The sequence below is a fragment of the Massilia sp. W12 genome (genome assembly GCF_037300705.1).
GTDB lineage: Bacteria > Pseudomonadota > Gammaproteobacteria > Burkholderiales > Burkholderiaceae_D > JACPVY01.
On sequence record NZ_CP147776.1, the window covers coordinates 5,258,436 to 5,280,639 of the forward strand.

Genomic DNA, 22,204 nt, shown 5'->3' on the forward strand with positions numbered 1-22,204 from the left:
GGCAAGGACGGTAAAGAAGGTCATGAGGTAAAGTCGCATCAAGGGCCTAGCTTGTTTTACGCAGACTTGATGAGTGTTGCGTAGTCTTGCAGAACTGGATTTTTCTCGCGCTCTTGTAGATAAGCCAGTCGTAACTCGGATGCCAATGTTGAGTATCGGAATAACTCTTCTTCGATCCAAGGGAGCATAGGATCATCTTCATCACCGTGTTCTAACTGCTGTTCCAGCAAGTGTATTTTGTCATCAATGGCGGTGATGATAAGCATCATATTAATGATATCTACTGAGAACATTTTACATTCCACTTTCACTGTTTTTTGCCAGTTCAACGGCTCTTGCGAGCGCCGCCCGGGCCAAATTATCTAATGCTCCCTTGTATGCATCCAAGCGCATCAGGCGGGCTTTCGGCTCTATCTGATAGTGATCAGCTTTGAATCTTTCGTTATAGCCGGTAAAACGAAGAATCAGTGAATCAGGGGCCTGAGTACCTTTGGGGATTGTGAAGCTGAGCCAACCTTTTGTCTTAAATACCCCAGGTTTATCAAATAAAGAAGTTCCTTTTCCACTTTGGACCCACAACTCTCCATCATCTCCGACAAATGGCTGAGTATCAGGCTTACGAAAAGAGCCATTTGGAAGCTCTTTTTCTTCAAAGTCGGGGTATAAAATCTCAGGCGCAGGCTGAGACTCAATGATTGGTCCCATCGGAAACTGCTCAACTCTTATAGAGCGATAAAGATCTAATTCAGTTAACGCCACCATATCCTCCTTGGTTAAAAGCTCTCGCTATGATGTGACAGCACAAACAATGCTTAGGCCTATCTCCCCTATGTCAGTTGAAGGGCCGAGGGATTAGAAATGTGTTTCGGCAAATAAAACACGAGAGGAATTGTGTTTTAGGTTGTCGTAATCATTGATTTCACTCCACCGTCGCCAACTTCCAAAAACCCGCCGCCACCAGTCTGGGCCGCAACAGCGGCTGCCAGATGCGGCTGACGAACAGCCTTTGTTGCGGCGTCATATCGCCGCCGGGCAGGTTGCGGTTAGGGCTTTGCGCCGGGTCATAGCTGCGGCAGGCCAGGCGCCAGCCGCTGCTTTCCTGTTCCAGCAACTGCTTTTGCAAGCCGTCAAACACAGAGCGGTATGGCTGGCTGCGGCGCGGCGGCGTCAATTCCTGTTCAGGATGTTGCCGGCGCAGCTGTTGAAAATCCTGCCAGATGCGCCATTCTTCGCGCAATTGGCTGATTTGCTGCAAGAACAGGCTGTTTTGCGAGATGTGCGCAGCAGCGGAAATGCGTGCTTGCGCTTGTGGCGCACAAAAACAGTCAAACAGCGCTAACAAGGCTTCGTGGGTTGGGCGCAAACGGTATTCTTCCAGCAGCAGGATGAAGAGAGCGTCCGGATTGACCGCGCGCACGCAATATTGCCACAATGCAATCGCAGCTTCGCCGCCGTTGCGCGCAAGCGCAAGTAAATCCGTATCCAGTTGCACAGTGCTGGCCAGCGGCGCCGGCGGCAAGCCGGCATCCCGCTCAGCGACGCGCTTCGCATTCCAGGTCTGCTGCGATTCCTGCAGCAAGGCCATCATCTCATCCATCTCCGGCGCGGCAAGTTCGGCTGCGGCTTCCTCTTCACGCTCAGCGACGCGCGCCGCATTCCAGGTCTGTTGCGATTCCTGCAGCAAGGCCATCATCTCATCCATCTCCGGCGCGGCAAGTTCGGCTTCGGCCTGCGCTTCGCGCTCAGCGACGCGCGCCGCATTCCAGGTCTGCTGCGATTCCTGCAGCAAGGCCATCATCTCATCCATTTCCGGCGCGGCAAGTTCGGCTTCGGCCTGCGCTTCGCGCTCGGCAATGCGGGCGGCATTCCAGCTTTGCTGTGACTCTTGCAGCAGGGAAAGCATCTCCGCCATCTCAGCGGGGGCCGGTTCGGGCAGCTCGGCGGCTGCAGGAAGCTGTGGGTTGGAGTGAGTCATGGCAAGTCTGGCGTGATCATCGCGCCCGGAGAATGGCGCATCAATATGGAGCGGGTGTGGAAGCGCGCAGCCTGAGGCTGCGCGCTGATCTGTCACAGTACGTAACGTGACATGTCTTCGTTGACCGAGAGCGCTTGCAAACGCTGGTCAACATAAGCGGCGTCAATCGCCAGCAGCTGGTCTTTGGCGTCAGCGGCGGAGTAAGAAATTTCTTCCAGCAGCTTTTCCATGACCGTGTACAAACGGCGCGCGCCGATATTCTCGGTGCGTTCATTCACCGCAAACGCGATTTCCGCCAGGCGCTTGATGCCATCTTCGCGGAATTCGAGTTGCACGCCCTCTGTCGCTAACAGCGCTTGATATTGCTTGGTCAGGCAGGCGTCGGTGCTGGTCAGAATGCGCTCAAAATCGGCAGAGGAGAGCGATTCCAATTCCACCCGGATCGGGAAACGGCCTTGTAATTCCGGGATCAGATCGGACGGCTTGGCCAGATGGAAGGCGCCGGAAGCGATGAATAAAATATGATCGGTTTTGATCATGCCGTACTTGGTGTTGACGGTCGCGCCTTCGACTAAGGGCAGCAAATCGCGCTGCACCCCGGCGCGCGAAACATCCGCGCCGCCGACTTCGCTGCGGCTGGCGATTTTGTCGATTTCATCCAAAAACACGATGCCGTTTTGTTCTACATTGTGAATCGCGCGCTGTTTCAAGTCGTCTTCATTGATCAGCTTGGCGGCTTCTTCTTCCACCAGCAGCTTCATGGCGTCGCGGATTTTCATCTTGCGCGCTTTTTTGCGGCCACTGCCCAGCCCGGAAAACATGCTCTTGATCTGCTCAGTCATTTCTTCCATGCCGGGCGGGGCCATGATTTCCATTTGTGCGGCAGGTTCGGCGACTTCGATTTCGATTTCCTTGTCATCCAACAAGCCTTCGCGCAGACGTTTGCGGAAAGTCTGGCGGGTGGCGCTTTCTTCACCCGATTTTTCTTCGCTGCTGTGAAAGCCGAAGTCGCGCGGCATCGGCGCCAGGATATCGAGCACGCGGTCTTCTGCCGCATCTTCCGCGCGCATTTGCACGCGCTTGAGTTCGGCGCTGCGGGTTTGCTTCACGCCGATGTCGATCAGATCGCGGATGATTGTGTCCACATCGCGCCCGACATAGCCGACTTCGGTGAATTTGGTGGCTTCCACTTTGATGAAAGGGGCGTCCGCCAGTTTGGCCAGGCGGCGCGCGATTTCGGTTTTGCCAACCCCGGTCGGCCCTATCATCAGGATGTTTTTCGGGGTGATTTCGTGGCGCAGCGGTTCATCCACTTGCTGCCGGCGCCAGCGGTTGCGCAGCGCAATCGCGACGGCGCGCTTGGCTTGGGCTTGCCCGACCACATGTTTATCCAGTTCGGACACGATTTCTGCAGGTGTCATATCCATGGCGCCAGTCTCACTCCAGAGTTTCGATAATCAATGATTGATTGGTGTAGATGCACATATCGCCGGCAATGCGCAATGCTTTTTGCACCACTTCCGCCGGCGGCAGATCGGTATTTTGCTGCAACGCCATCGCCGCCGCCTGCGCATAACTGCCGCCGGAGCCGATCGCGCCGACGCCTTGTTCCGGCTCCAGCACATCGCCATTGCCGGTGATGATCAGAGTGCTGTCGCGATCGGCCACCAGCAACATGGCTTCCAGGCGGCGCAACATGCGGTCGGTGCGCCAATCTTTGGCCAGCTCAATCGCCGAGCGCATTAAATTGCCCTGATGTTTATCAAGTTTGGCTTCAAACAGATCGAGCAGGGTGAAAGCATCGGCAGTGCCGCCGGCGAAGCCGACCAAGACCTTGCCGTGATGCAATTTGCGCACTTTGCGCGCAGTGCCTTTCATGACGATATTGCCAAGCGTGACTTGACCATCGCCGCCCAGCGCGACTTGATTGCCGCGCCGCACAGAAAGAATTGTGGTGCCGTGAAATTGTTCCATGTTTGCCTGCTGAATGAGGGGCTGCCGCCCGTAAATGCGGTGAATGCCGGCGTGACGCTGTGTTGCTGCTTGGCGACAACGGACGACGGGCACAATAGCCGGCAAATGGGGATGCTGCGCTTGTTTTCAAGCGCGCCGGCCTGCAAAAAACAGCGCCAGAAGTTTAATATTTATGCGGGAAAACTTTGGCGATGTTGGTGATGCCGATCACCTGGAACAATGCCGCCACCAGATGGTTGACACCTTGAAACTCAATCAGCCGCCCTTTTCCGGCCAGGGGCGCCAGGCCGCCCATCAATTCCCCGGCGGCGCTGAATTCGACCCGCGTCAGGCGCGAGCAATCGAGCAGCACCGGATTGTATTCGGCGGCATAGGCTTGAATATCGGCCAGCAATTTTTCCAGCGAACCGGAGATTACCGGCGGCATCATGAAACGGTCGGGCGAAATGTCGGGGTGGACTTTTTCTTCCGCCGCGGTGGTGACTTTGATTTTCTTGGGCGGCTCAAAGGCCGGCGGCGAGACTTCAAAGGTCACGCAATAATCCATGCTGATCTCTTCAAAATCTTTTTCGCGGTCTAACAGTTGCAGGATTTCCAGCAACAGCAGCCAGGGCGCCTCGGTTTCATCGCGCCGCCCGATTTTGATAATCGATTGGATTTTTTCCGCCAGCTCTGCCGCGCCCACCATGATCAAATCATGTTCCGATTTGCCCAGGGTTTTCAGCGCTTTCAGCAACAGGCCGCAACCTTCCGGCGTGACATTCGCCACGCGGGCGAATTCCAGACGGAACACTTGTTTCTTTTCCGCCAGACTTTGCACTTTGTCGAGTTGCTTGGTGATGCTGCCATCCAGCGTGCCGGCAAAGGCCACGGTGGGCATCAGACCGCTGAAATTGCTGCTGCTGGCGCTGGGCTTGGTATGGTAGAGGTCGGCCACCCAGGGCGGGGGCGAGGTTTCAAAACGGCTGGCGTAGTCAATCGAAAGATTTTCAAAATCTTCCATGCGCCCGGTGATTTGATATAAATCGAACAACATCCACCAGGCTGAGCGCAAACCCGATCCCAGGCTGTCGTCATGCAAAGCGCCTTGCAACATTTGTTCAACCAGGGCCAATTGCTCGCTGGCGTACAAAATCGCGACTTCCTCCATCAGCGGCGGCGTATCGCCGGCCACCGCGATGCCTTGCCGGGCTTCGAGCAGGAAATCCGTGCTGGAGGAATTGATCAGCGGCAGGGTGTCTTCAAATTCGACTTCGAGGGTATTGCGGCCATCGGAAATTTCAATGCGCTGGGTGTCTTCGGGCTTGGGCGGGCGCTTGGCCTGCCACGCCGGCTGGCTGTCGAAGATGTCGGAGGTCATCTCCGATTCAATCGCGTCGATCTTGAGCGCAGTGGCGCGCGCGATCTCGCGCTGCATCTGGGTATTGTGTTGCCGGCTTTCTGTGGGCGCCGACAGGCGACGATCTTCCTCGCGCCGCTTGCGCTGCGCGGCGTCCTTGTCGGAAGGCGTTGCCGTCTTCTGGCTGTCCTTCTTTTTGAAAAGCGAGAAAAGTCCCACAGTCAACCCGGTTGCTTAGCCTGAATCAAAGATCACCACACCATGCAGGGCGCTTGCCTTCACCCTGCTGCAAAACAAACAGGTTTCAGGCACGCTGCGCTGGCAGGAATGCCTATTGTACGTCGCATCCGGCGCCGGATAAAGCCTGATCCGGCGCACCCTGTGTTTCAGTCGCCGTACAGCTTTTGTTTCAGCTCACGTCTTTGCTGCGCTTCCAGAGAAAGCGTGGCGGTGGGACGCGCGATCAAACGCGGAATCCCGATCGGCTCGCCGGTCTCTTCGCAATAGCCGTAATCGTTGGCTTCAATCGCGGCCAGCGATTGTTGAACTTTTTTCAGCAATTTGCGTTCGCGATCGCGGGTGCGCAATTCCAGCGCATGTTCTTCCTCAATCGTGGCCCGGTCAGCCGGGTCAGGCACCAGCACCGTTTCACGCAAATGCTCAGTCGTTTCATCCGCGTTGCGCAGCAGTTCTTTTTCAAGCATCTGCAGGCGGTTTTTAAAAAACGCCAGTTGCGCTTCGTTCATATAGTCGTCATCGCTCATTGCGCGGATTTGCTCTTCCGTCAACAGCGGCGGCTCATTGCCCGTCGGGGTATTGGTCTTGGTGCTCACTTCGCTTACTTTCACTACTTCAGGGAATCCGCAAGCAGACTCCTGCACAGGTTCAAACTCAGCCCGCCTGTTCCCCCCGCTGTGCGGCGCATGCTCAGGGAACAACCGGAAACGCGGCGCTTGCGCCCTCCGTTTCCGCAGCGCCGTACTGACGGGCCACCCCGCGCCGGCTTCATTGGAAGCACGGCGCTTGTTTTGTTTTTACTGCATTCGTGCGGCAAACGCCAGAAGTTTGGCATTGCCGGAAAAAAACCCGGACAGTTTATACCAAACACTGCTCAAGGCCAGTAATAATCGTGTCTTTCGGCAGATTCTTGCCGATAAACACCATTTTGCTGCTTTTTTCCTCTGTTTCGCCCCATGGCGCGCCAAGATCGCTGCCCATTAATTGGTGCACGCCCTGAAACACCACCTTGCGCGGACTGCCTTCCATCCACAGCACGCCTTTATAACGCAGCATGTGCGGGCCATACACTTGCACCACCTGCCCCAGAAATTCATCCAGCCGTTTTACATCGAAGGGACGCTGCGCGCGGAAGACGAAGGCGGCGATGTCATCGCTGTGGTGCGCATGGTGATGGTCATGCGCATGATCACAGTGCTCATGATCATGCTCATGGCCGTGCCCATGGTGATGGTGTTCATGTGTGCAATGTTCATCATGACAGGCGTCATCATGATCATGCGCATGCCCGTCCTGCGCCAGAAAATCAGGATCGATTTCCAGTTTGGCGTTCAGATTGAAGCCCTTCAAATCAAATACCTGGTCAATCGGAATCTGACCGAAATGGGCGCGTGCGATGGGCGCACGCGGGTTGATATGCACCAGCCGCCGGGTCAGGGCCTGGATTTCTTCCTCACTCACCAAATCGGTTTTGGAAAGCATGATGCGGTCGGCAAATCCCACTTGGCGCTGCGCTTCTTCATGCTGATCCAGCTGCTGCATGGCGTGGCGCGCATCCACCACGGTGATCACGGCATCCAGCAGATAATGCGCGCCGACTTCCTCATCAATGAAAAAAGTTTGCGCCACCGGGCCGGGATTGGCCAGGCCGGTGGTTTCAATCACCACATGATCGAATTGCAGGCGGCCTTCCGCCCTTTCTTTGGCCAATTTGCTGAGCGCGGCAATCAGGTCGCCGCGCACGGTGCAGCATACGCAGCCATTATTCATCTCGACGATCTGTTCATTGCTGTTGACCAGGATTTCATTGTCAATCCCTTCCTGCCCGAATTCATTTTCAATCACCGCAATCCGATGGCCGTGCGGTTCTTGCAAGATGCGGTTGAGCAGGGTGGTTTTGCCGGCGCCGAGAAAGCCGGTCAAGATCGTGCTGGGTATCAAAGCCATATCATCCTTCCTGTTCATTGGTTTTGCGTTTGGCGCGCGGATGCGCGGCATCATAAACCCGCGCCAAATGTTGAAAATCGAGTGCGGTATACACTTGCGTCGAGGCGATGCTGGCGTGGCCGAGCATTTCCTGCACTGCGCGCAAATCGCCGGAAGATTGCAGCATATGGCTGGCGAAGGAGTGGCGCAGCATATGCGGGTGCAAATGGCTGTCCAGCCCGGCGCGGGCGCCGAATTGCGCAATGCGCCATTCCAGCACGCGCACCGATATGCGTTTGCCGCGCTGATTCAAAAACAAGGCATGCGCATCCCGGCTGTTGTCTTGCCGCGCCAGTTGCGGGCGCAGCGTGAGCCATGCTTGCAAGGCTTGCAACGCTTTGCCGCCAAACGGCGCGGCGCGCATTTTATTGCCTTTGCCGGTGACATGCGCCATGTGTTCGTCCATATCAATCCATCCTGCCGAGCGGTATTGCGGCGCATCCGCTGCGCCCTGCGCCGGCTGCCAGTCCAGGCCGCACAACTCAGAGGCGCGCAAACCGCTCGAATATAACAACTCAAACATGGCGCGATCACAGGCTGCGCGCAAGGGATCGTCAGGCTTGCCCTCTTGCTCCAGCAGCCAGCCGGTTTGATCCACCGGCAGCGCTTTGGGCAGATTTTTGGCGGCTTTGGGCGCACGCAAAGCGGGCGCCGCAGCGCACACCCCTTGTTGCGCCAGCCAGCGCAGGCAACCGCGCCAGGCCGACAAGGTGCGGGCAATCGAGCGCGGATTCAAGCCCCGCGCATGCATTTGCGCCGCCGCTTTGCGTAAATGATGTTCCTGCAGCGCGCTCCAGTCCAGGTCGCCTTTGGCTTGCAGCAATAAGGCCAGATCGCGTTCGTAATGTTTGAGGGTCAGCGCGGCCAGTTTGCGCTGGCTGCGCAAATATTCGAGATAGGCAGCCAGATGCGGATCCATGGCCTCATTCAATCAGGCAGGTCAGCGCAGAACCGGCAGTTTCGCTGATACGCACCAGAAAATCAGTCGCCATATCGGCGGAAAAACGTTGCGGGTCGGGTGAGCCTAAAATCAGCAGGCCGAAACTTTCCGGCGATTCAAACACCTTGCCGGCGCGCAAGGGCAGGATTGCGGTGGAGCGCACTTGCGGCGCTTCTTCAAGCCAGCGCACAGCTTCAAAATCGTGATTTTCCCCGCAGTATGGCGCGGCCAGGCTGTTGGCGAAAATTTTGGCGTCTTCCGAGACATCTTGCACAAACCAGGTGTGGCAATATTCCGGGGCCACGCGCCACAGGCGCAAGGTGGCCCAGGGCACGCCGTAGATGCTGCGCAAACCTTCGATCAGGATGTGCGGCAGATCGACATCATTGCGCGCTTGCAACAGGGCCTGAGTCCAAATGTGGAATTTTTGCACGATGCCGTCATTTTCCTGCGCCAGGCGGACTAATTCACCCAGTTTCAATTCCAGCGCCTTATATTTGCCGCGCATGACTTCCATTTGCCGTTCCGATAGGGAAACCGCACGTCCGGTAAGCGGACTGGTGAGCTGCACTCGCGCCAGCAATTCGCTGTGTTCTTGGAAAAATTCGGGGTGGTGCGCCAGGTAATCGGCAACGCTTGCGGAATCCAGATCGACAGTCATCATCTCGTACACTCAAACAAAGGGGAAAGCCGGCGCCTGGCCGGCAAAACTGGAAAAGTGTACCAGCCAAAAGCGCGGCGCGACGCGCATGCGCAGAAAAAAAGGGCGTCCGCAGACGCCCTTTGTTGCCGCTGTGAAATTCTGATCAGAATTTGTGGCGCATACCCAATTGCAACACTTTGGCCGATTCGCCCGGCGCGCCGGTGAAGCCGCCGGCTGTCGCCGCGATACCAGGCGCATATTGGCCCAGATTGCGGTTCTTCTGATAGCCGAATACGGCGTACAGATCAGTGCGCTTGGACAGGAAGTGATCGTAACCGACTGCGTACAGCGTGGTGTCGGCATCATACGAGCTCTTGTCGTTTTGGTGCGAATAGGAAGCCATGATGCGGCCCGCGCCAATGTGATAGTGGAAGCCGAGGGAGTAGCTGTCGGAATCCAGATAGAAGTTTTTCTTCAGATTGGTCACGAACACATTACGCAGCGCGCCTGCAGTGGCGGCGCCCAGCGGGGCTAAGCTCGGCGCAATCGTTGCATCCCATTGGCCGATAAAGACCGGAATCAAGACCGAATTTTCATTCTTCATGCGCTGATAGCCAGCGAACAATTTCCAGTCGCCGGTTTTATACGAACCGCCCAGGGTGGTGGTGACCAGACCGCGATTGCCAACTTGGTCTGTGCCGTAGTTGTGACCGATGCCAACGTCCCAGCCATTTGCTTTGTAGGTGACGTTGAAAGACCAGAAACGCTTGTCCAGGCCGATGTAGCCGGATTTGTCCAGGCCATACATCACAGCCGCGCCAAAACCGCTCTTCGGATCAGCGATACGGTATTGGATCGATTTGTCAGAGCGGATCGCAGAACCGGTGGTCAGCAGACCGCCGATGCCGCCATTCACCCAACCCCAGGAGCCGGCGGTGCCGACTTCAAAGGTATCGGCTGCGGCGAACACTTCGTAGGCCGGCGTGTATTGACGGCCCATCAAAATCGCGCCAACCGGGGTGATCAGGCCAACCATCGAGGTGCGGTCAAACAGTGCGCGGTTGGAGTTAACCACCACGGCCGGATTCAGTGCCGTGCGCACGCCATTCAACACTGCCGCCGGCAGCGCTTCCATGCCACGGGTCAGACCATAGCCGGTGTTGGTGCTCAGATTGCCGACGGAGTTATTGCCGGTGTCCAGCTCCACGCGTGCTTCAAGGGTGAAGATGGCTTTGTAGCCGCCGCCAATATCTTCCACGCCTTTAAAGCCGAGACGCGAGCCTTCGGCGATGCCGGATGCAATTTTGACCTTGGGATCGTTGCCGCCCAGGCTGCTGATATTGAAGCCGGCGTCAGCCAGACCATACATGGTGACACTCGATTGTGCAAATGCGGTGCTGGCGCAGCAAGCGGCGATCAGCGCAGTGACAGTTTTCATTTTCATGTTTGTTCTCTTGGGGGAGGTTTGCGAATGACAGGTGCACACTCCGGGGTGCGCGTACTGGTTCTACTATGCCATTCAGGCTGTGCGCTTGTACAGAAAATGCGTCGAAAAGGGCGATAAATCGACACATTTAGTTGCATATTGGATACATATTGCTGCAAATGAAAAAAAACGCAGCGGGTTTCCCTGCTGCGTTTTTTGACTTCGCTTGCGCGCATTTTCATGCGCGCAACGCCATCCTGTCGCCAGGATCAGAAGCGGTGGTTGATACCCACGTCGAAGGAGTTGACAGTGCCAACCACCGGTGCTTTTTCATTGTATGCGTCAACATACAGGAAAGTGCGCTTGGACAGGTTGTGCTCGTAACCCAGAGCGAAACGCTTGGTGGATTCCACGCCGTCCGGTTTGATTTGACCGTAAGCAGCCAGGATTTGGCCGGTGCCAACGTTGTAGTTGGCGCCGATTTGCCAGCCCTTGGTCTTCGGATTCACAGCCTTGGTGGAACCTTGATCTTGCTGAGCGTAGGTAGCTTGCAATTTCAGTTCCGGAGTGGCTTGCACGGAGCCGCCCAGGATCCAGAACTTGGTTTCCACCGGATTGCGCTCGTAGCCGGCCATCACTGCCACCGGACCTTGGTTGTAGGTAGCGGAAACAGAGTACGGATTAGCCTTCGGAGTGCCAGTGCCTTGAGCTTCTTTGGTGCCCAGGGTGACATTCAGTTGGAAGCCGCTCATGTTCGGGCTGTTGTACCACAGACCGTTGGACCAGCGGTTGGTCGAGCTGCCAGCGTGCAGCGGATCGCTGTTGTAGTTGGCCACAACGTAGGAGGTCATTGCAGCGCGGGTGCGAGCTTCGCCCCATGCTTCAAAACCGGCGCCGGATTCTTGCACAGCGGTCAGGCCACGACCCAGACGGATCATACCGAAGTCGCCTTGCAGGCCAACGCGGGATTGACCTTGGAACAGCGGACGTGCGCCGCCGGCTTCAGTGGTGCCGGTGTCCGGATCAAAACGCATTTCAGCGTGGAACAGAGCCTTCAGGCCGCCGCCCAGATCTTCAACGCCTTTGAAGCCCAGTTTGTTGTTGTCGCCAGCAACCATAGAGGTGGTGGAGCCGGTTTTCTTGGTGATCATGGCGTCCATTTGGCCATAGATCGTGACGTTCGATTGGGCGTGAGCCACGCCAGCTGCGCCGAGCACTGCCAGGGCGATCAGAGTTTTTTTCATTTCTTTTTCCTTTGCTGAAAGTGAAATCAGTTACCAGCTTAAAAAGCCTTTAACAAGCGGATGTCCAGTACCTTATCTGTCCAAGCCTGGTGACAGGCTTATTTGGCTCATTGGCCATGCTTGTCTTGGTCGAAAGCGTAAAAACAGGGTCACGCTGTTGTATTTTTCTGACGCATTTGTCCATCGGGGCCGTCTTTTGGTTCGCGCTCCGTCCCTCATGGGGTGCAGGTCACAGGCAACACCGCTGTGCTGCAAAAGCGCAAGCCTGACAAGGCTTCCCAAAATCTTCGTTGCTAGAGCGTCATGGCGCTTACGCCAACCCGGTCTCGGCTGCTCCAGGCCGAACAATGTTGCTGCCGGGAACTGAATTATGCGCCATGTTCCAGTGAAAAGTGTTGGATTAATGAGACTGTTGGCGATTTTTGTTGTAGATTTCCAAAAAAAAAGCGTTTCTGCGCTCATACTTTGGCGGTTTTAGAGCAAAAACACTAAGTGTGCGATATGGCGAATCGTGAACAATTGGCAATTATCAGGCAGGCCCGGGCTGGCGAAGTCGCGGCCCAGCTTGCCCTGGCGAAGTTGTACTTACATGGTGCGCATGGCTTGCCGCAGAGCGTCGGCACGGCCCTCTATTGGTTCGACCGGGCTGCGCGCGCGGGTTCGCACGAGGCGGTGCTGGAGATCGGGCGCGCGATTCCTTTCGATGTCGCACGACAGAGTGAGGATGTGGAGCAGATCTGGCCCTGGTATCAGCAAGCCTTTGCCGCCGGCGTGATGCAGGCCGGCCTGGTGTTTGCGCGCCTGGTGTTGCAGCACAAAAGCGCCACACCGGCGCTGCAACATGAGGCGCGCAATGTCTTGCTGCAAGCGGCGCAAGCCGGCCTGCCGGAGGCGCAATGGCTGTTGGCCAAGCAAAGCGCTGACGCGCCGGGACAGCCCAAAGCCGGCGCCAATCAACATTGGGTGGCGCAGGCGGCGCAGGGCGGCGTGACTGAGGCGCAAAGAGTGGTGGCGGAAAGCGCCTGGAATAAGCGTAATTGGGAAGGCTGGCTGGCCTGGGCGCAACCGATTGCGCGTGATTTGACTCAGGCGTGTCAAAGCTGGCAGCAGGCGCATGCTGATCTGCCGCATGGCAATACCCTGCCATTACAGGATGAACAGGTGAATGTGCTGGTGCGTTGCGCGCAAGCGCTGGCGCAGGTCAAACGAGATCCCGAAGATATGGTGCGGTTTTGCGAACTGGCGGCTTTGCACGGTAATTGCCAGGCCCAATGGCAGCTCGGTTTGTGGCATGCGCGGATGGATCAATATGGCATCCGTCAGCCTGGCGCGCTCGGTTCCGCCAATTTCAAAAAAGCCATCCGCTGGCTGACCCATGCCGGTGAGCAAGGTTTGGCGGAAGCCTGGTTTGCTCTGTCCCGCATTTATCTGAAACCTGAATTTTCCCAACGCAGTGTGGCGGATGCGCAAATTCATCTGGAGCGCGCTGCCGAACTGGGACATATATTGGCGCAGGCCGAAGCTGGCGCCAACGCTTGGCGCAATCGACGCGAAAAAGAGGAAAACGATGTGCGCGCCTTGTATTGGCTCAGCCGCGCCGCCGCGCAGGGCGAGCAGGAATCCGCCGCCTTGCTGGCCAAAATTGCGCCGCCGCGCACACCGAATGCCTGGGCGCAGCGGGCCTTGCGTCTGCTCACCCGCGAATTGACCTTGAGTCAGCCGTTTCTGGCGGCGCGCATCGAATTGGCCGCGATGTTCGGTCTGACGCGCGCCGAATGTCTTTTGCTTGATCCCAAGCAGGCTGATTGCGGCCATTGCCTGGTAGTGGATATCCGCGCGGTGTACGGGCGCAGCAAACGTCAATTATTGCTGGTGGATAATGGCGCGCCGCGCCAATTGCTGGATCGTTTGGGGCGCTTGTTTGATGACGTCGATTGCAGCGCATCCGGCCCGGAAGGAAATTACCGCCAGCGTTTATACCGTCTGAAAACCAGTTTGCCGCAGCTGGCGGAAGAAGAAAGCGAAGCGGCTTAAAGCGCGAAATCGATTTCGCCTTCAAACACGAATTCCGCCGGCCCGCCCAGGAAGACGGGCTGCCCCGGCCCTTGCCAGCGTACTTGCAATAGCCCGCCCCGCGCCTGCACCCGCACTTGCGGATCGAGCAAGCCGCGCAAAATCCCGCTGACCACGGCGGCGCAGGCGCCCGTGCCGCACGCCAGAGTTTCACCGGCGCCACGCTCCCAAACCCGTAAGGCGATCTGCTGACGGGACAGTATCTGCATAAACCCCAGATTCACACGCTGCGGAAAGCGCGCATGATGCTCGATTTGCGGCCCAAGTTGTGTCACTGGCGCGGCCTCCACATCAGGCGTCAACAACACCGCATGCGGATTGCCCATCGACACCAGCCCGAGTTCGCAGCCATATTCAGGCAAGCGCCATAACTGCGCCTGCGCTTCTTGCCGGGGTGACAGGTCTGCGCTGTCAAACGGGATGTCCTGCGGCGCCAGACGCGGCGGCCCCATATCGACTTCGATCATGCCATCCGGCAACAGGCGCGGCTCAATCACGCCTTTCATGGTCTGCACCCGGATGCTGGTTTTGTCTGTCAGTCCCTTGCCATGGACAAATTTGACAAATGCGCGTGCGCCATTGCCGCATTGCTCGACTTCGCCGCCGTCGGCATTGAAAATCCGGTAGCGGAAGTCAATTTCAGGACGGTCTGCCGCCTGCACCACCAGGATTTGATCCGCACCGACGCCGAAACGGCGGTCAGCCAGCCGGCGCATCCAGGCGGCGTCCAACGGCACTTCGCTGCGGGTTGCATCCAGCACCACAAAATCATTGCCGGCGCCGTGCATTTTGCTGAACCTGAGTTTCATGATCCTGAATTCCTTAGTTGAACAGGTGAGAGTAGGCAGTTTACCGGTTTCCCGGCGGGACGTGATGATGGCGCCAAGCAAGCTTTGCGAAGTATGCCTGGCAGGCGGCGCATGCGGGATTAAGCATCCTTGTTTGCTGTGCCCCGATAGAAATCGGCTTCGCCTGGGGGCCGGGTTTTAAAACGTTTGTGACTCCAGAAATATTCTGCCGGAAATTGCAGCGCCTGCTGCTCGATAAATTGATTCATATGGCGCGTGGCGGCGGCGATATCCTGGCCTGGATAATTTTCCCATGGCGGGAAAAATTCCACCCGGTAGCCGCGATAGCCCGGTAAAAAACTGGCCACCACAGGAATCACTTGCGCGCCGCTGGCCCCGGCCAGACGCGCCGGCGCGGTCAGGGTGGCGGCCGGGATGCCGAAAAACGGGGTGAAGCAGGCATCTTTGATGCCGAAATCCATATCCGGCAACATGAAGTAGGGCAAGCCTTTTTGCATAGCGCGCAAAATCGGCTTCACGCCGGCGTCGCGTGAAAACAATTCCACCGGCCGGAAGCGCGAGCGGCCACGGCGCAAGGCGGCGTCGAACACCTTGTTTTTCTGTTGCGTATAGATTGAGCACAGACTGCTTTCCAACATCACCGCCACCCCGGCCACGTCCAGACAGACAAAATGCGGACACAATAAAATGGTCGGCCTTGATTGGATCGCCGCCAAGGGCACTTGCGGTTCAATCTGGATCAGACGACGTAAGCGCGCCTCGCTGCCCCACCACAAAATGCCGCGTTCCCAGACGCTGCGCGAATACGCCTGAAAATGCGCGCGCGCCAGGCGAATGCGCTCAGCTTCGCTTAATTCTGGCCGGCACAGGCGCAGATTGGTGAGGGTGATGTGACGGCGTTTTTTCAACAGCAAAAACAGAAGACTGCCGATGGCATCGCCGAAGCGCCCCAGCACTGGCAGCGGGAGAAAATGCAGCAACCACATCAAACCCAGCAGGATTCTCATGACGCCTCCGGCGCATCCACCCCGGGCGGGATTTTGTAGCGGTTATAGCTCCACACATACTGGGCCGGGCAACGCAAAATCAATTCTTCCATCGCGGCATTGATTTGGCGCGCCTGCGCTTTGGCGTCGCCTGTCAATCCGGTTTCAAAAGGAGAAAAGCGGATCACAAAACCACGCCCGTATGGCAAGCGCTCGGCCCAGGTCAGCAAGATCACCGCTTTTGACATTTTTTGCAGCTTGGCCGGCAAGGTCATGCTGTAGGCCGGCTGGCCGAAGAAATCCGCCCAAACGCCTTCACCCAGACGCGGCGTTTGATCTGGCAGCAGGCCAATCGGCTGGCCGTTTTTCAAAGCTTTGGCCAGGATGCGTACGCCGGCCATGGTGGCGGGGGCCAATTCCAGATTGGCGCGCGCGCGCGCGCCTTCGACCAGCGGTTTGAGCGCCGCTTTGCGCGGCGGGCGGTACATCACAGTTAAGCGCACATGTTCGGCGATGGCTTGCGCCGTCAATTCAAAGCAACCCAGATGTGGCGTTAAAAACAAAATGCCGTGGCCGGCATCCAGATGCGCTTGCGCCAATTCCCAGTTTTCCACCCGGCAGGCGCGCCGCACCCGCGCAGGCGAAGCGCACCAGACAAAAGGCAGTTCAAATACGCCTTTGCCGGCTTCGCCGACCGCCTGGCGCAAAGCATGACTGACGCCGGCTTTCGCCATATTGGCGCGCATGCGGCGCCGGTAGCCGCCGGCGCACAAATACACCAGCCAGCCCAGCAGCCAACCCAGCGCATGCAGTACAGGGAGGGGAAGAAAAGCAAGCAGGCGGAACAATGAAACCAGCATCGGGAAGGTGATTTGTACGTCAAATCCACAAAAAATTTTCAAGATGCGTAAAATAGCACGACTTGAGCCGCCGAGTTAACAGACAACTTGCGAGGCGGTTTGGGAAATACAGAACATCCCTTCGCACAACGCTGCATTGGCAAGCGATGCAGCGGACGGACTTACGTTTTGACCCAAGAAATATCGCTAAAGCGTCGCGCCCAGGCACCCCCTGCTTGCCGCGACATGTAAAAAACCAGCAGCAAACAGGAGTTTTTTGATGTCCAACGAGTTTTTGTTTACCTCCGAATCCGTATCTGAAGGCCATCCGGATAAAGTCGCCGATCAGATTTCCGACGCAATTCTGGATGCGATTCTGGCGCAGGACCCGCGCGCGCGCGTCGCCGCTGAAACTCTCTGCAACACCGGTCTGGTGGTGCTGGCGGGTGAAATCACCACCCATGCCAATATTGACTACATTCATGTGGCGCGCGACACCATCAAGCGCATCGGCTACGACAACACCGAATTCGGCATCGACTACAAAGGTTGCGCCGTGATGGTGTGCTACGACAAGCAATCTCCCGATATTGCACAAGGCGTGGACGAAGGCCGCGGCCTCGATCTGGATCAGGGCGCCGGCGATCAGGGCTTGATGTTCGGTTATGCCTGCGATGAAACGCCGGAACTGATGCCCGCCGCAATTTACTATGCCCACCGTCTGGTGGAGCGCCAATCCCAACTGCGTAAAAATGGCCGTCTGCCGTGGCTGCGCCCGGACGCCAAATCCCAGGTCACCTTGCGTTATCGCGATGGTCAGCCGATCGGCGTGGACACCGTGGTGCTCTCGACCCAGCATGCGCCGGACATCCAGCACAAGCAAATCGAAGAAGCCGTGATTGAGGAAATCATTAAACCGGTATTGCCGGCTGGCTGGCTGAACAACACCCGTTACCTGGTGAACCCGACTGGCCGTTTCGTGATTGGCGGCCCGCAAGGCGATTGCGGTCTGACTGGCCGCAAGATCATCGTTGACACCTATGGCGGCGCTTGCCCGCACGGTGGCGGCGCCTTCTCCGGCAAAGATCCGACCAAGGTTGACCGCTCCGCCGCGTATGCCGCACGTTATGTGGCGAAAAACGTGGTGGCGGCCGGTTTGGCGCGTCAGTGCCAGATTCAGGTCAGCTATGCAATTGGCGTGGCCAAGCCGATCAATATCACGATTTACACCGAAGGCACGGGCAAAATTTCGGACGACCAGATTGCGCAATTGGTGGCCGAGCACTTTGACCTGCGTCCGAAGGGCATCGTGCAAATGCTGGATCTGCTGCGCCCGATTTACAGCAAGTCCGCCGCCTACGGCCATTTTGGCCGCGATGAGCCGGAATTCAGCTGGGAGCGCACCGACAAGGCTGCCGCCCTGCGCGCCGCCGCCGGTCTGTAATCCTTGCAAATGTTGGCAGGCGCCCCTTACCAGGGGCGCCTTGATCTATTTTGAAATCGTTCCGTTTGTCATGGCTCTGTCTGGCAGCGCTGCTTGCATGCAGCGCGCAGGCCGCCACGCCTTCCGCCTCCGCCAAAGCCGGCCCCAAAGCGGCAGCCAAAAGCCCGCCCAAACCTGCGCCCAAAAACAACAATGCGCGCGCGCGTCTGGATTTGGGGCCATTGTGCGCCAAACTCAGCCCGCGTTTGCCGGGCGTCAGTCAGCAGGATTGCAAAAGCAGCGGACTGCTTGCCGCCAGCGCCAGTTCTCGCAGCGGTGTGCCGATCTTGTACAAGGATCAGGCCGCCAAAGCCAAAAATCCGGTGCGGGTGCTCTTGTTGGGCGGGATTCATGGCGATGAGCTGACCGCTTCCGCCATCGTATTTCAGTGGATGCGCTGGCTGCAAACGCCGCAAGCCCAGGCTTTTCAATGGCGCGTCGCACCGCTGGTGAATCCGGATGGTTTGCTGGCGGCCAAACCGAAGCGCATGAACGCCAGCGGAATTGATCTGAACCGCAATTTCCCCACGCCGAACTGGAAAAGCGAAACCCAGCAATATTGGGTGAAAAAAACCGGCAGCGATCCGCGCCGTTTTCCGGGCAATCAGCCATTGTCAGAGCCGGAAAGCCGTTGGGTGCATGATCAGATTGAGCGTTTCAAACCGCATGTGGTGATTTCCGTGCATGCGCCATTTGGCGTGCTGGATTTTGACGGCCCGAGCGAGCCGCCGCAGCGCTTTGGCCGCTTGCTGTTCAATCCGGTCGGCGTGTATCCCGGCTCGCTCGGCAATTATCTGGGCGTGCAGCGCAAATTGCCGATTGTCACGATTGAACTGCCGAATTCGCTCGAAATGCCGCCGCCGCCCGAAGTGCAGCGCATCTGGCAGGACATGCTGGTTTGGATGCGTAATAATATTCACCCGGTCGCGGCCAAGCCGGCCAAAGCGGCAAAAAACCTCAAGCCGGGCAAGAGTGTTGCGGCGGCCAAGCCGCCAGCCGGCAAAGCTGTTGTCAAAAGCAAGCCAAGCCAAAGCGGAAATTGAAATTCGATTGACAGCGCCGCATATTTGACGGCAAGATTGCACACTTATCCGGGGAGCGTTGCGACGGGGCAAGCCCGCCAGGCCCGGAAGCTTAAACCGCGCTCACGTTTTTCTTTTTTCTATCGATGAAAGGAGGGCGTGATGAACGCCGTACTCAAACCTGTTCAAGATTTCCACGTTGCTGATTTGAATCTGGCCGATTGGGGCCACAAGGAAATCCGTATTGCCGAAACTGAAATGCCCGGCCTGATGGCGATTCGCGACGAATACGCTGCCAGCCAACCACTCAAAGGCGCACGCATTACCGGCTCCCTGCACATGACGATCCAGACCGCCGTCTTGATCCAAACCCTGGAAGCACTGGGCGCTCAAGTGCGCTGGGCTTCCTGCAATATTTTCTCCACCCAGGATCACGCCGCCGCCGCGATTGCCGCCAACGGCACGCCGGTGTTCGCAGTGAAAGGCGAATCGCTCGACGATTACTGGGAGTTCACCCACCGCATTTTTGAATGGCCGAACGATGAACATGGCCGTCCGGTGTATTCCAATATGATTCTGGACGATGGCAGCGACGCCACCCTGTTGCTGCACCTGGGCGCACGCGCGGAAAAAGACATCCATGTGCTGGACAAGCCGGGTTCCGCTGAAGAAATCTGCCTGTTCAACTCGATCCGCCGTCACCTGGCAGTCGAACCGGATTGGTACAGCAAGCGCCTGTCGCAAATCATGGGCGTGACCGAAGAAACCACCACTGGCGTGCATCGCCTGTATCAAATGCACAAAGAAGGCAAGCTGGCCTTCCCGGCAATCAATGTGAACGATTCCGTGACCAAGTCCAAATTCGACAATCTGTATGGTTGCCGCGAATCGCTGGTGGATGGCATCAAGCGCGCTACCGACGTGATGGTGGCAGGCAAGGTGGCGGTGGTGTGCGGTTACGGCGACGTGGGCAAAGGCTCGGCGCAAGCACTGCGCGCGCTGTCGGCGCAAGTGTGGGTGACGGAAGTTGATCCGATCTGCGCGCTGCAAGCTGCGATGGAAGGTTTCCGCGTGGTGACCATGGATGATGCTTGCGAATTGGGCGATATTTTCGTCACCTGCACCGGCAACTACCATGTGATTACGCATGAACACATGCTGCGTATGAAAGACCAGGCCATCGTCTGTAATATCGGCCACTTCGACAATGAAATCGATGTCGCCTCGCTGCATCAATATCAGTGGGAAAACATCAAGCCGCAAGTGGATCATGTGATCTTCCCGAGCGGTCGCCGCATCATTCTGCTGGCCGAAGGCCGTCTGGTGAACCTGGGTTGCGGCACTGGCCATCCTTCGTATGTGATGAGCTCGTCTTTCGCAAACCAGACCATCGCCCAAATCGAGTTGTTCAGCAATAACGCCAAATACCCGATCGGCGTGCATACCCTGCCCAAGCATCTGGATGAAAAAGTGGCGCGTTTGCAGTTGAAGAAACTCAACGCCAAGCTGACCGTATTGACCGCAGAACAAGCGGCCTATATTAACGTCAGCCAGGAAGGTCCGTACAAACCGGATCACTACCGCTATTGATGCAAACTGCGGGCAGGCTGGTCCTGCCCGTTTTTTTATCTGTCACAACATGCCGCGTCTGCTCCTTGTCTGGCTGATCAATACCGCAGCCCTGTTTGCGATTCCCTGGCTGTTGCCCAGCGTGCACTTTTCCAATCTGTTCGCCGCTCTGATTGCGGCGCCGGTGCTGGGTTTGGTGAATCTGTTGATCCGCCCTTTGTTGATCTTATTGACCCTGCCGGTGACCGTGGTGACTCTCGGCTTATTCCTGTTCGTGGTGAATGGCTTGAGTTTCTGGATGGCTTCCGGTCTGGTTCCCGGCTTCACCGTGGAGGGATTCTGGCCGGCGATGGGCGGCGCGCTGTTATACAGCATCATTTCCTGGGCCTTATCCACGCTGCTGTTGGAGAAAGATGATGAAGCCGCATAATTTTTCGATTGAATTTTTTCCGCCCAAAACGGAAGAAGGCGCACGCAAACTGTGCGCCACCCGCGCCGAACTGGCGCAATTAAAACCGCTGTATTTTTCCGTGACCTTCGGCGCCGGCGGCTCCACTCAGCAAGGCACGCTCGACACTGTGCTGGAAATTCAGCGTGAAGGCCATCTGGCCGCGCCGCACCTGTCTTGCATCGGCAGCACGCGCGCGCAATTGCGCGAAGTATTGCAAGGTTATAAAGCAAATGGCATTTCCCGCCTGGTCGCCCTGCGTGGCGATTTGCCTTCCGGCTATGGCGGCATGGGCGAATTGCGTTACGCCAGCGAATTGGTGGAATTCATCCGTGCAGAAACCGGCTCGCACTTTCATATTGAAGTCGCGGCCTACCCGGAAATGCACCCGCAGGCGCGCAGCCCGCAAGACGATTTGCAAAACTTTGTGCGCAAAATGAAAGCCGGCGCGGATGCCGCCATCACCCAGTACTTTTACAATGCTGACGCGTATTTTTACTTTGTCGAGCAAGCCCGCAAGGCCGGGATCGAGGCCCCGATTGTGCCGGGCATCATGCCGATCACCAATTATTCGCAATTGATGCGCTTTTCCGACATGTGCGGCGCGGAAATTCCGCGTTGGGTGCGCTTAAAGCTGGCCAGCTTCGGCGACGACAGCGCCGCCATCCGCGCCTTTGGCCAGGATGTGGTGACAGATCTGTGCCGCCGCTTGCTTGCCGGCGGAGCGCCGGGTTTGCATTTTTATTCGATGAACCAGGCCGCCGCCACCAAGGCGATCTGGCAAGCCTTGCTGTGAATCAGTGCGCAGCGCCTCGTGGCGCTGCTCACTCCCGGCTCAAGTGCGCCAGCGCAGCGCCTTCCTGTTCCCATTCCTGGCCATTGAACTGGCTCAAATTCACCGCCTGCACCGTGCTTTGATCAATGCAGCGCAAATTCACGCTGAAGCCATCCGGGTTGCTGCGCGGCACGTAAAACGGTTTGCAGCCGCAGTGCTTGCAAAAATAATGCTTGGCCACGCCGGTATTAAACGTGTAGCAAGTCAAATCCTCTTCCCCGCACAAGAGCGTGAAGCGGGAGGCCGGCACAATCACATGTAAAAAGCCGGTGCGGGTGCACATGGAGCAATTGCATTCCTGCACTTCCAGCACGGAAGGCGCGTCGATTTCGATTTGCACTTTCTGGCAATGGCATGAGGCGAAGTGTTTCATGAT

Annotated in this window: 22 protein-coding genes and 1 riboswitch; of the genes, 6 read left to right on the forward strand and 16 right to left on the reverse strand. The window is 57.3% G+C overall.

Annotation, left to right across the window (positions count from 1 at the left end; genetic code table 11):
- Positions 1 to 56 precede the first annotated feature (56 nt).
- The 12 genes from V8J88_RS21625 to V8J88_RS21680 all read right to left on the reverse strand — a co-directional run bounded on the left by V8J88_RS21625 (position 57) and on the right by V8J88_RS21680 (position 11,764).
- Positions 57 to 293, reverse strand: coding sequence for a hypothetical protein (locus V8J88_RS21625; RefSeq protein ID WP_338846347.1), 237 nt, complete (start codon positions 291 to 293; stop codon positions 57 to 59).
- 1 nt (position 294) lies between these two features.
- Positions 295 to 762: a hypothetical protein gene (locus V8J88_RS21630; RefSeq protein WP_338846348.1), complete on the reverse strand. Its 468-nt coding sequence runs from the start codon at positions 760 to 762 to the stop codon at positions 295 to 297.
- A gap of 157 nt (positions 763 to 919) precedes the next feature.
- The gene (locus V8J88_RS21635; protein ID WP_338846349.1) at positions 920 to 1,975 is read right to left on the reverse strand and encodes a hypothetical protein; all 1,056 of its coding nucleotides are present in this window, start codon (positions 1,973 to 1,975) and stop codon (positions 920 to 922) included.
- A 92-nt stretch (positions 1,976 to 2,067) separates the two neighbouring features.
- Positions 2,068 to 3,402, reverse strand: a complete 1,335-nt coding sequence (gene hslU / locus V8J88_RS21640; protein WP_338846350.1) for an ATP-dependent protease ATPase subunit HslU — start codon at positions 3,400 to 3,402, stop codon at positions 2,068 to 2,070.
- A 10-nt stretch (positions 3,403 to 3,412) separates the two neighbouring features.
- Positions 3,413 to 3,949, reverse strand: a complete 537-nt coding sequence (hslV, locus tag V8J88_RS21645; RefSeq protein ID WP_338846351.1) for an ATP-dependent protease subunit HslV — start codon at positions 3,947 to 3,949, stop codon at positions 3,413 to 3,415.
- A gap of 163 nt (positions 3,950 to 4,112) precedes the next feature.
- Positions 4,113 to 5,507: an STAS domain-containing protein gene (locus V8J88_RS21650; RefSeq protein ID WP_338849953.1), complete on the reverse strand. Its 1,395-nt coding sequence runs from the start codon at positions 5,505 to 5,507 to the stop codon at positions 4,113 to 4,115.
- 167 nt (positions 5,508 to 5,674) lie between these two features.
- Positions 5,675 to 6,079, reverse strand: a complete 405-nt coding sequence (gene dksA / locus V8J88_RS21655) for an RNA polymerase-binding protein DksA (protein WP_338849954.1) — start codon at positions 6,077 to 6,079, stop codon at positions 5,675 to 5,677.
- A 304-nt stretch (positions 6,080 to 6,383) separates the two neighbouring features.
- On the reverse strand, positions 6,384 to 7,472 hold the full coding sequence (locus V8J88_RS21660) for a GTP-binding protein (protein ID WP_338846352.1): 1,089 nt from the start codon (positions 7,470 to 7,472) through the stop codon (positions 6,384 to 6,386).
- A gap of 1 nt (position 7,473) precedes the next feature.
- A complete protein-coding gene (locus V8J88_RS21665) occupies positions 7,474 to 8,430 on the reverse strand; it encodes a tyrosine recombinase XerC (protein ID WP_338846353.1) in 957 nt (318 codons plus the stop codon).
- A 4-nt stretch (positions 8,431 to 8,434) separates the two neighbouring features.
- Complete coding sequence (locus V8J88_RS21670) at positions 8,435 to 9,112, reverse strand: DUF484 family protein (RefSeq protein WP_338849955.1); 678 nt, start codon at positions 9,110 to 9,112, stop codon at positions 8,435 to 8,437.
- Between the two features lie 145 nt (positions 9,113 to 9,257).
- Positions 9,258 to 10,538, reverse strand: a complete 1,281-nt coding sequence (locus tag V8J88_RS21675) for a porin (RefSeq protein WP_338846354.1) — start codon at positions 10,536 to 10,538, stop codon at positions 9,258 to 9,260.
- Between the two features lie 251 nt (positions 10,539 to 10,789).
- Positions 10,790 to 11,764 (reverse strand): porin, encoded by a 975-nt coding sequence (locus tag V8J88_RS21680; protein WP_338846355.1) that lies wholly within the window; start codon positions 11,762 to 11,764, stop codon positions 10,790 to 10,792.
- 501 nt (positions 11,765 to 12,265) lie between these two features.
- On the opposite strand from V8J88_RS21680, the gene V8J88_RS21685 reads away from it, so the two are divergent.
- Positions 12,266 to 13,798, forward strand: coding sequence for a hypothetical protein (locus V8J88_RS21685; RefSeq protein WP_338846356.1), 1,533 nt, complete (start codon positions 12,266 to 12,268; stop codon positions 13,796 to 13,798).
- Here V8J88_RS21685 and dapF read toward each other — a convergent pair.
- The 3 genes from dapF to V8J88_RS21700 all read right to left on the reverse strand — a co-directional run bounded on the left by dapF (position 13,795) and on the right by V8J88_RS21700 (position 16,492).
- The gene (gene dapF, locus V8J88_RS21690) at positions 13,795 to 14,646 is read right to left on the reverse strand and encodes a diaminopimelate epimerase (protein ID WP_338846357.1); all 852 of its coding nucleotides are present in this window, start codon (positions 14,644 to 14,646) and stop codon (positions 13,795 to 13,797) included. The two genes, V8J88_RS21685 and dapF, sit on opposite strands and share 4 nt — an antisense overlap.
- A 119-nt stretch (positions 14,647 to 14,765) precedes the next feature.
- The gene (locus V8J88_RS21695) at positions 14,766 to 15,653 is read right to left on the reverse strand and encodes a lipid A biosynthesis acyltransferase (RefSeq protein WP_338846358.1); all 888 of its coding nucleotides are present in this window, start codon (positions 15,651 to 15,653) and stop codon (positions 14,766 to 14,768) included.
- Complete coding sequence (locus tag V8J88_RS21700; RefSeq protein ID WP_338846359.1) at positions 15,650 to 16,492, reverse strand: lysophospholipid acyltransferase family protein; 843 nt, start codon at positions 16,490 to 16,492, stop codon at positions 15,650 to 15,652. The genes V8J88_RS21695 and V8J88_RS21700 overlap by 4 nt, the downstream gene beginning before the upstream one ends.
- Before the next feature lie 259 nt (positions 16,493 to 16,751).
- Between V8J88_RS21700 and metK the strand changes: the two genes are divergently transcribed.
- From metK to metF, 5 genes are all read left to right on the forward strand, one after another.
- Positions 16,752 to 17,915 carry a methionine adenosyltransferase gene (gene metK / locus V8J88_RS21705; protein WP_338846360.1) on the forward strand — a complete coding sequence of 388 codons (1,164 nt, stop codon included), beginning with the start codon at positions 16,752 to 16,754 and terminating at the stop codon, positions 17,913 to 17,915.
- A gap of 50 nt (positions 17,916 to 17,965) precedes the next feature.
- Positions 17,966 to 18,997, forward strand: a complete 1,032-nt coding sequence (locus tag V8J88_RS21710) for a M14 family zinc carboxypeptidase (protein ID WP_338846361.1) — start codon at positions 17,966 to 17,968, stop codon at positions 18,995 to 18,997.
- A 44-nt stretch (positions 18,998 to 19,041) separates the two neighbouring features.
- Positions 19,042 to 19,108: riboswitch (S-adenosyl-L-homocysteine riboswitch) on the forward strand.
- A 30-nt stretch (positions 19,109 to 19,138) separates the two neighbouring features.
- Positions 19,139 to 20,566, forward strand: a complete 1,428-nt coding sequence (ahcY, locus tag V8J88_RS21715) for an adenosylhomocysteinase (protein WP_338846362.1) — start codon at positions 19,139 to 19,141, stop codon at positions 20,564 to 20,566.
- 49 nt (positions 20,567 to 20,615) lie between these two features.
- A complete protein-coding gene (locus tag V8J88_RS21720; RefSeq protein ID WP_338846363.1) occupies positions 20,616 to 20,975 on the forward strand; it encodes a phage holin family protein in 360 nt (119 codons plus the stop codon).
- Positions 20,962 to 21,789 (forward strand): methylenetetrahydrofolate reductase [NAD(P)H], encoded by an 828-nt coding sequence (gene metF, locus V8J88_RS21725; protein WP_338849956.1) that lies wholly within the window; start codon positions 20,962 to 20,964, stop codon positions 21,787 to 21,789. Before V8J88_RS21720 ends, metF begins: the two co-directional genes overlap by 14 nt.
- Before the next feature lie 28 nt (positions 21,790 to 21,817).
- Here the strand turns inward: metF and V8J88_RS21730 are convergent, their stop codons facing one another.
- Positions 21,818 to 22,201: a GFA family protein gene (locus V8J88_RS21730; protein ID WP_338846364.1), complete on the reverse strand. Its 384-nt coding sequence runs from the start codon at positions 22,199 to 22,201 to the stop codon at positions 21,818 to 21,820.
- Positions 22,202 to 22,204 lie beyond the last annotated feature (3 nt).

Bases quoted from the DNA above. Each gene is read 5' to 3' on its own strand.
- V8J88_RS21660 (WP_338846352.1), bottom strand. From the start codon at position 7,472: ATGGCTTTGATACCCAGCACGATCTTGACCGGCTTTCTCGGCGCCGGC.
- V8J88_RS21675 (WP_338846354.1), bottom strand. From the start codon at position 10,538: ATGAAAATGAAAACTGTCACTGCGCTGATCGCCGCTTGCTGCGCCAGC.
- V8J88_RS21700 (WP_338846359.1), bottom strand. From the start codon at position 16,492: ATGCTGGTTTCATTGTTCCGCCTGCTTGCTTTTCTTCCCCTCCCTGTA.
- V8J88_RS21720 (WP_338846363.1), top strand. From the start codon at position 20,616: ATGCCGCGTCTGCTCCTTGTCTGGCTGATCAATACCGCAGCCCTGTTT.
- V8J88_RS21665 (WP_338846353.1), bottom strand. From the start codon at position 8,430: ATGGATCCGCATCTGGCTGCCTATCTCGAATATTTGCGCAGCCAGCGC.
- ahcY (WP_338846362.1), top strand. From the start codon at position 19,139: ATGAACGCCGTACTCAAACCTGTTCAAGATTTCCACGTTGCTGATTTG.
- V8J88_RS21730 (WP_338846364.1), bottom strand. From the start codon at position 22,201: ATGAAACACTTCGCCTCATGCCATTGCCAGAAAGTGCAAATCGAAATC.
- hslV (WP_338846351.1), bottom strand. From the start codon at position 3,949: ATGGAACAATTTCACGGCACCACAATTCTTTCTGTGCGGCGCGGCAAT.
- metK (WP_338846360.1), top strand. From the start codon at position 16,752: ATGTCCAACGAGTTTTTGTTTACCTCCGAATCCGTATCTGAAGGCCAT.
- hslU (WP_338846350.1), bottom strand. From the start codon at position 3,402: ATGGATATGACACCTGCAGAAATCGTGTCCGAACTGGATAAACATGTG.
- V8J88_RS21695 (WP_338846358.1), bottom strand. From the start codon at position 15,653: ATGAGAATCCTGCTGGGTTTGATGTGGTTGCTGCATTTTCTCCCGCTG.
- V8J88_RS21670 (WP_338849955.1), bottom strand. From the start codon at position 9,112: ATGACTGTCGATCTGGATTCCGCAAGCGTTGCCGATTACCTGGCGCAC.
- V8J88_RS21635 (WP_338846349.1), bottom strand. From the start codon at position 1,975: ATGACTCACTCCAACCCACAGCTTCCTGCAGCCGCCGAGCTGCCCGAA.
- V8J88_RS21685 (WP_338846356.1), top strand. From the start codon at position 12,266: ATGGCGAATCGTGAACAATTGGCAATTATCAGGCAGGCCCGGGCTGGC.
- V8J88_RS21630 (WP_338846348.1), bottom strand. From the start codon at position 762: ATGGTGGCGTTAACTGAATTAGATCTTTATCGCTCTATAAGAGTTGAG.
- dapF (WP_338846357.1), bottom strand. From the start codon at position 14,646: ATGAAACTCAGGTTCAGCAAAATGCACGGCGCCGGCAATGATTTTGTG.
- V8J88_RS21680 (WP_338846355.1), bottom strand. From the start codon at position 11,764: ATGAAAAAAACTCTGATCGCCCTGGCAGTGCTCGGCGCAGCTGGCGTG.
- metF (WP_338849956.1), top strand. From the start codon at position 20,962: ATGAAGCCGCATAATTTTTCGATTGAATTTTTTCCGCCCAAAACGGAA.
- V8J88_RS21625 (WP_338846347.1), bottom strand. From the start codon at position 293: ATGTTCTCAGTAGATATCATTAATATGATGCTTATCATCACCGCCATT.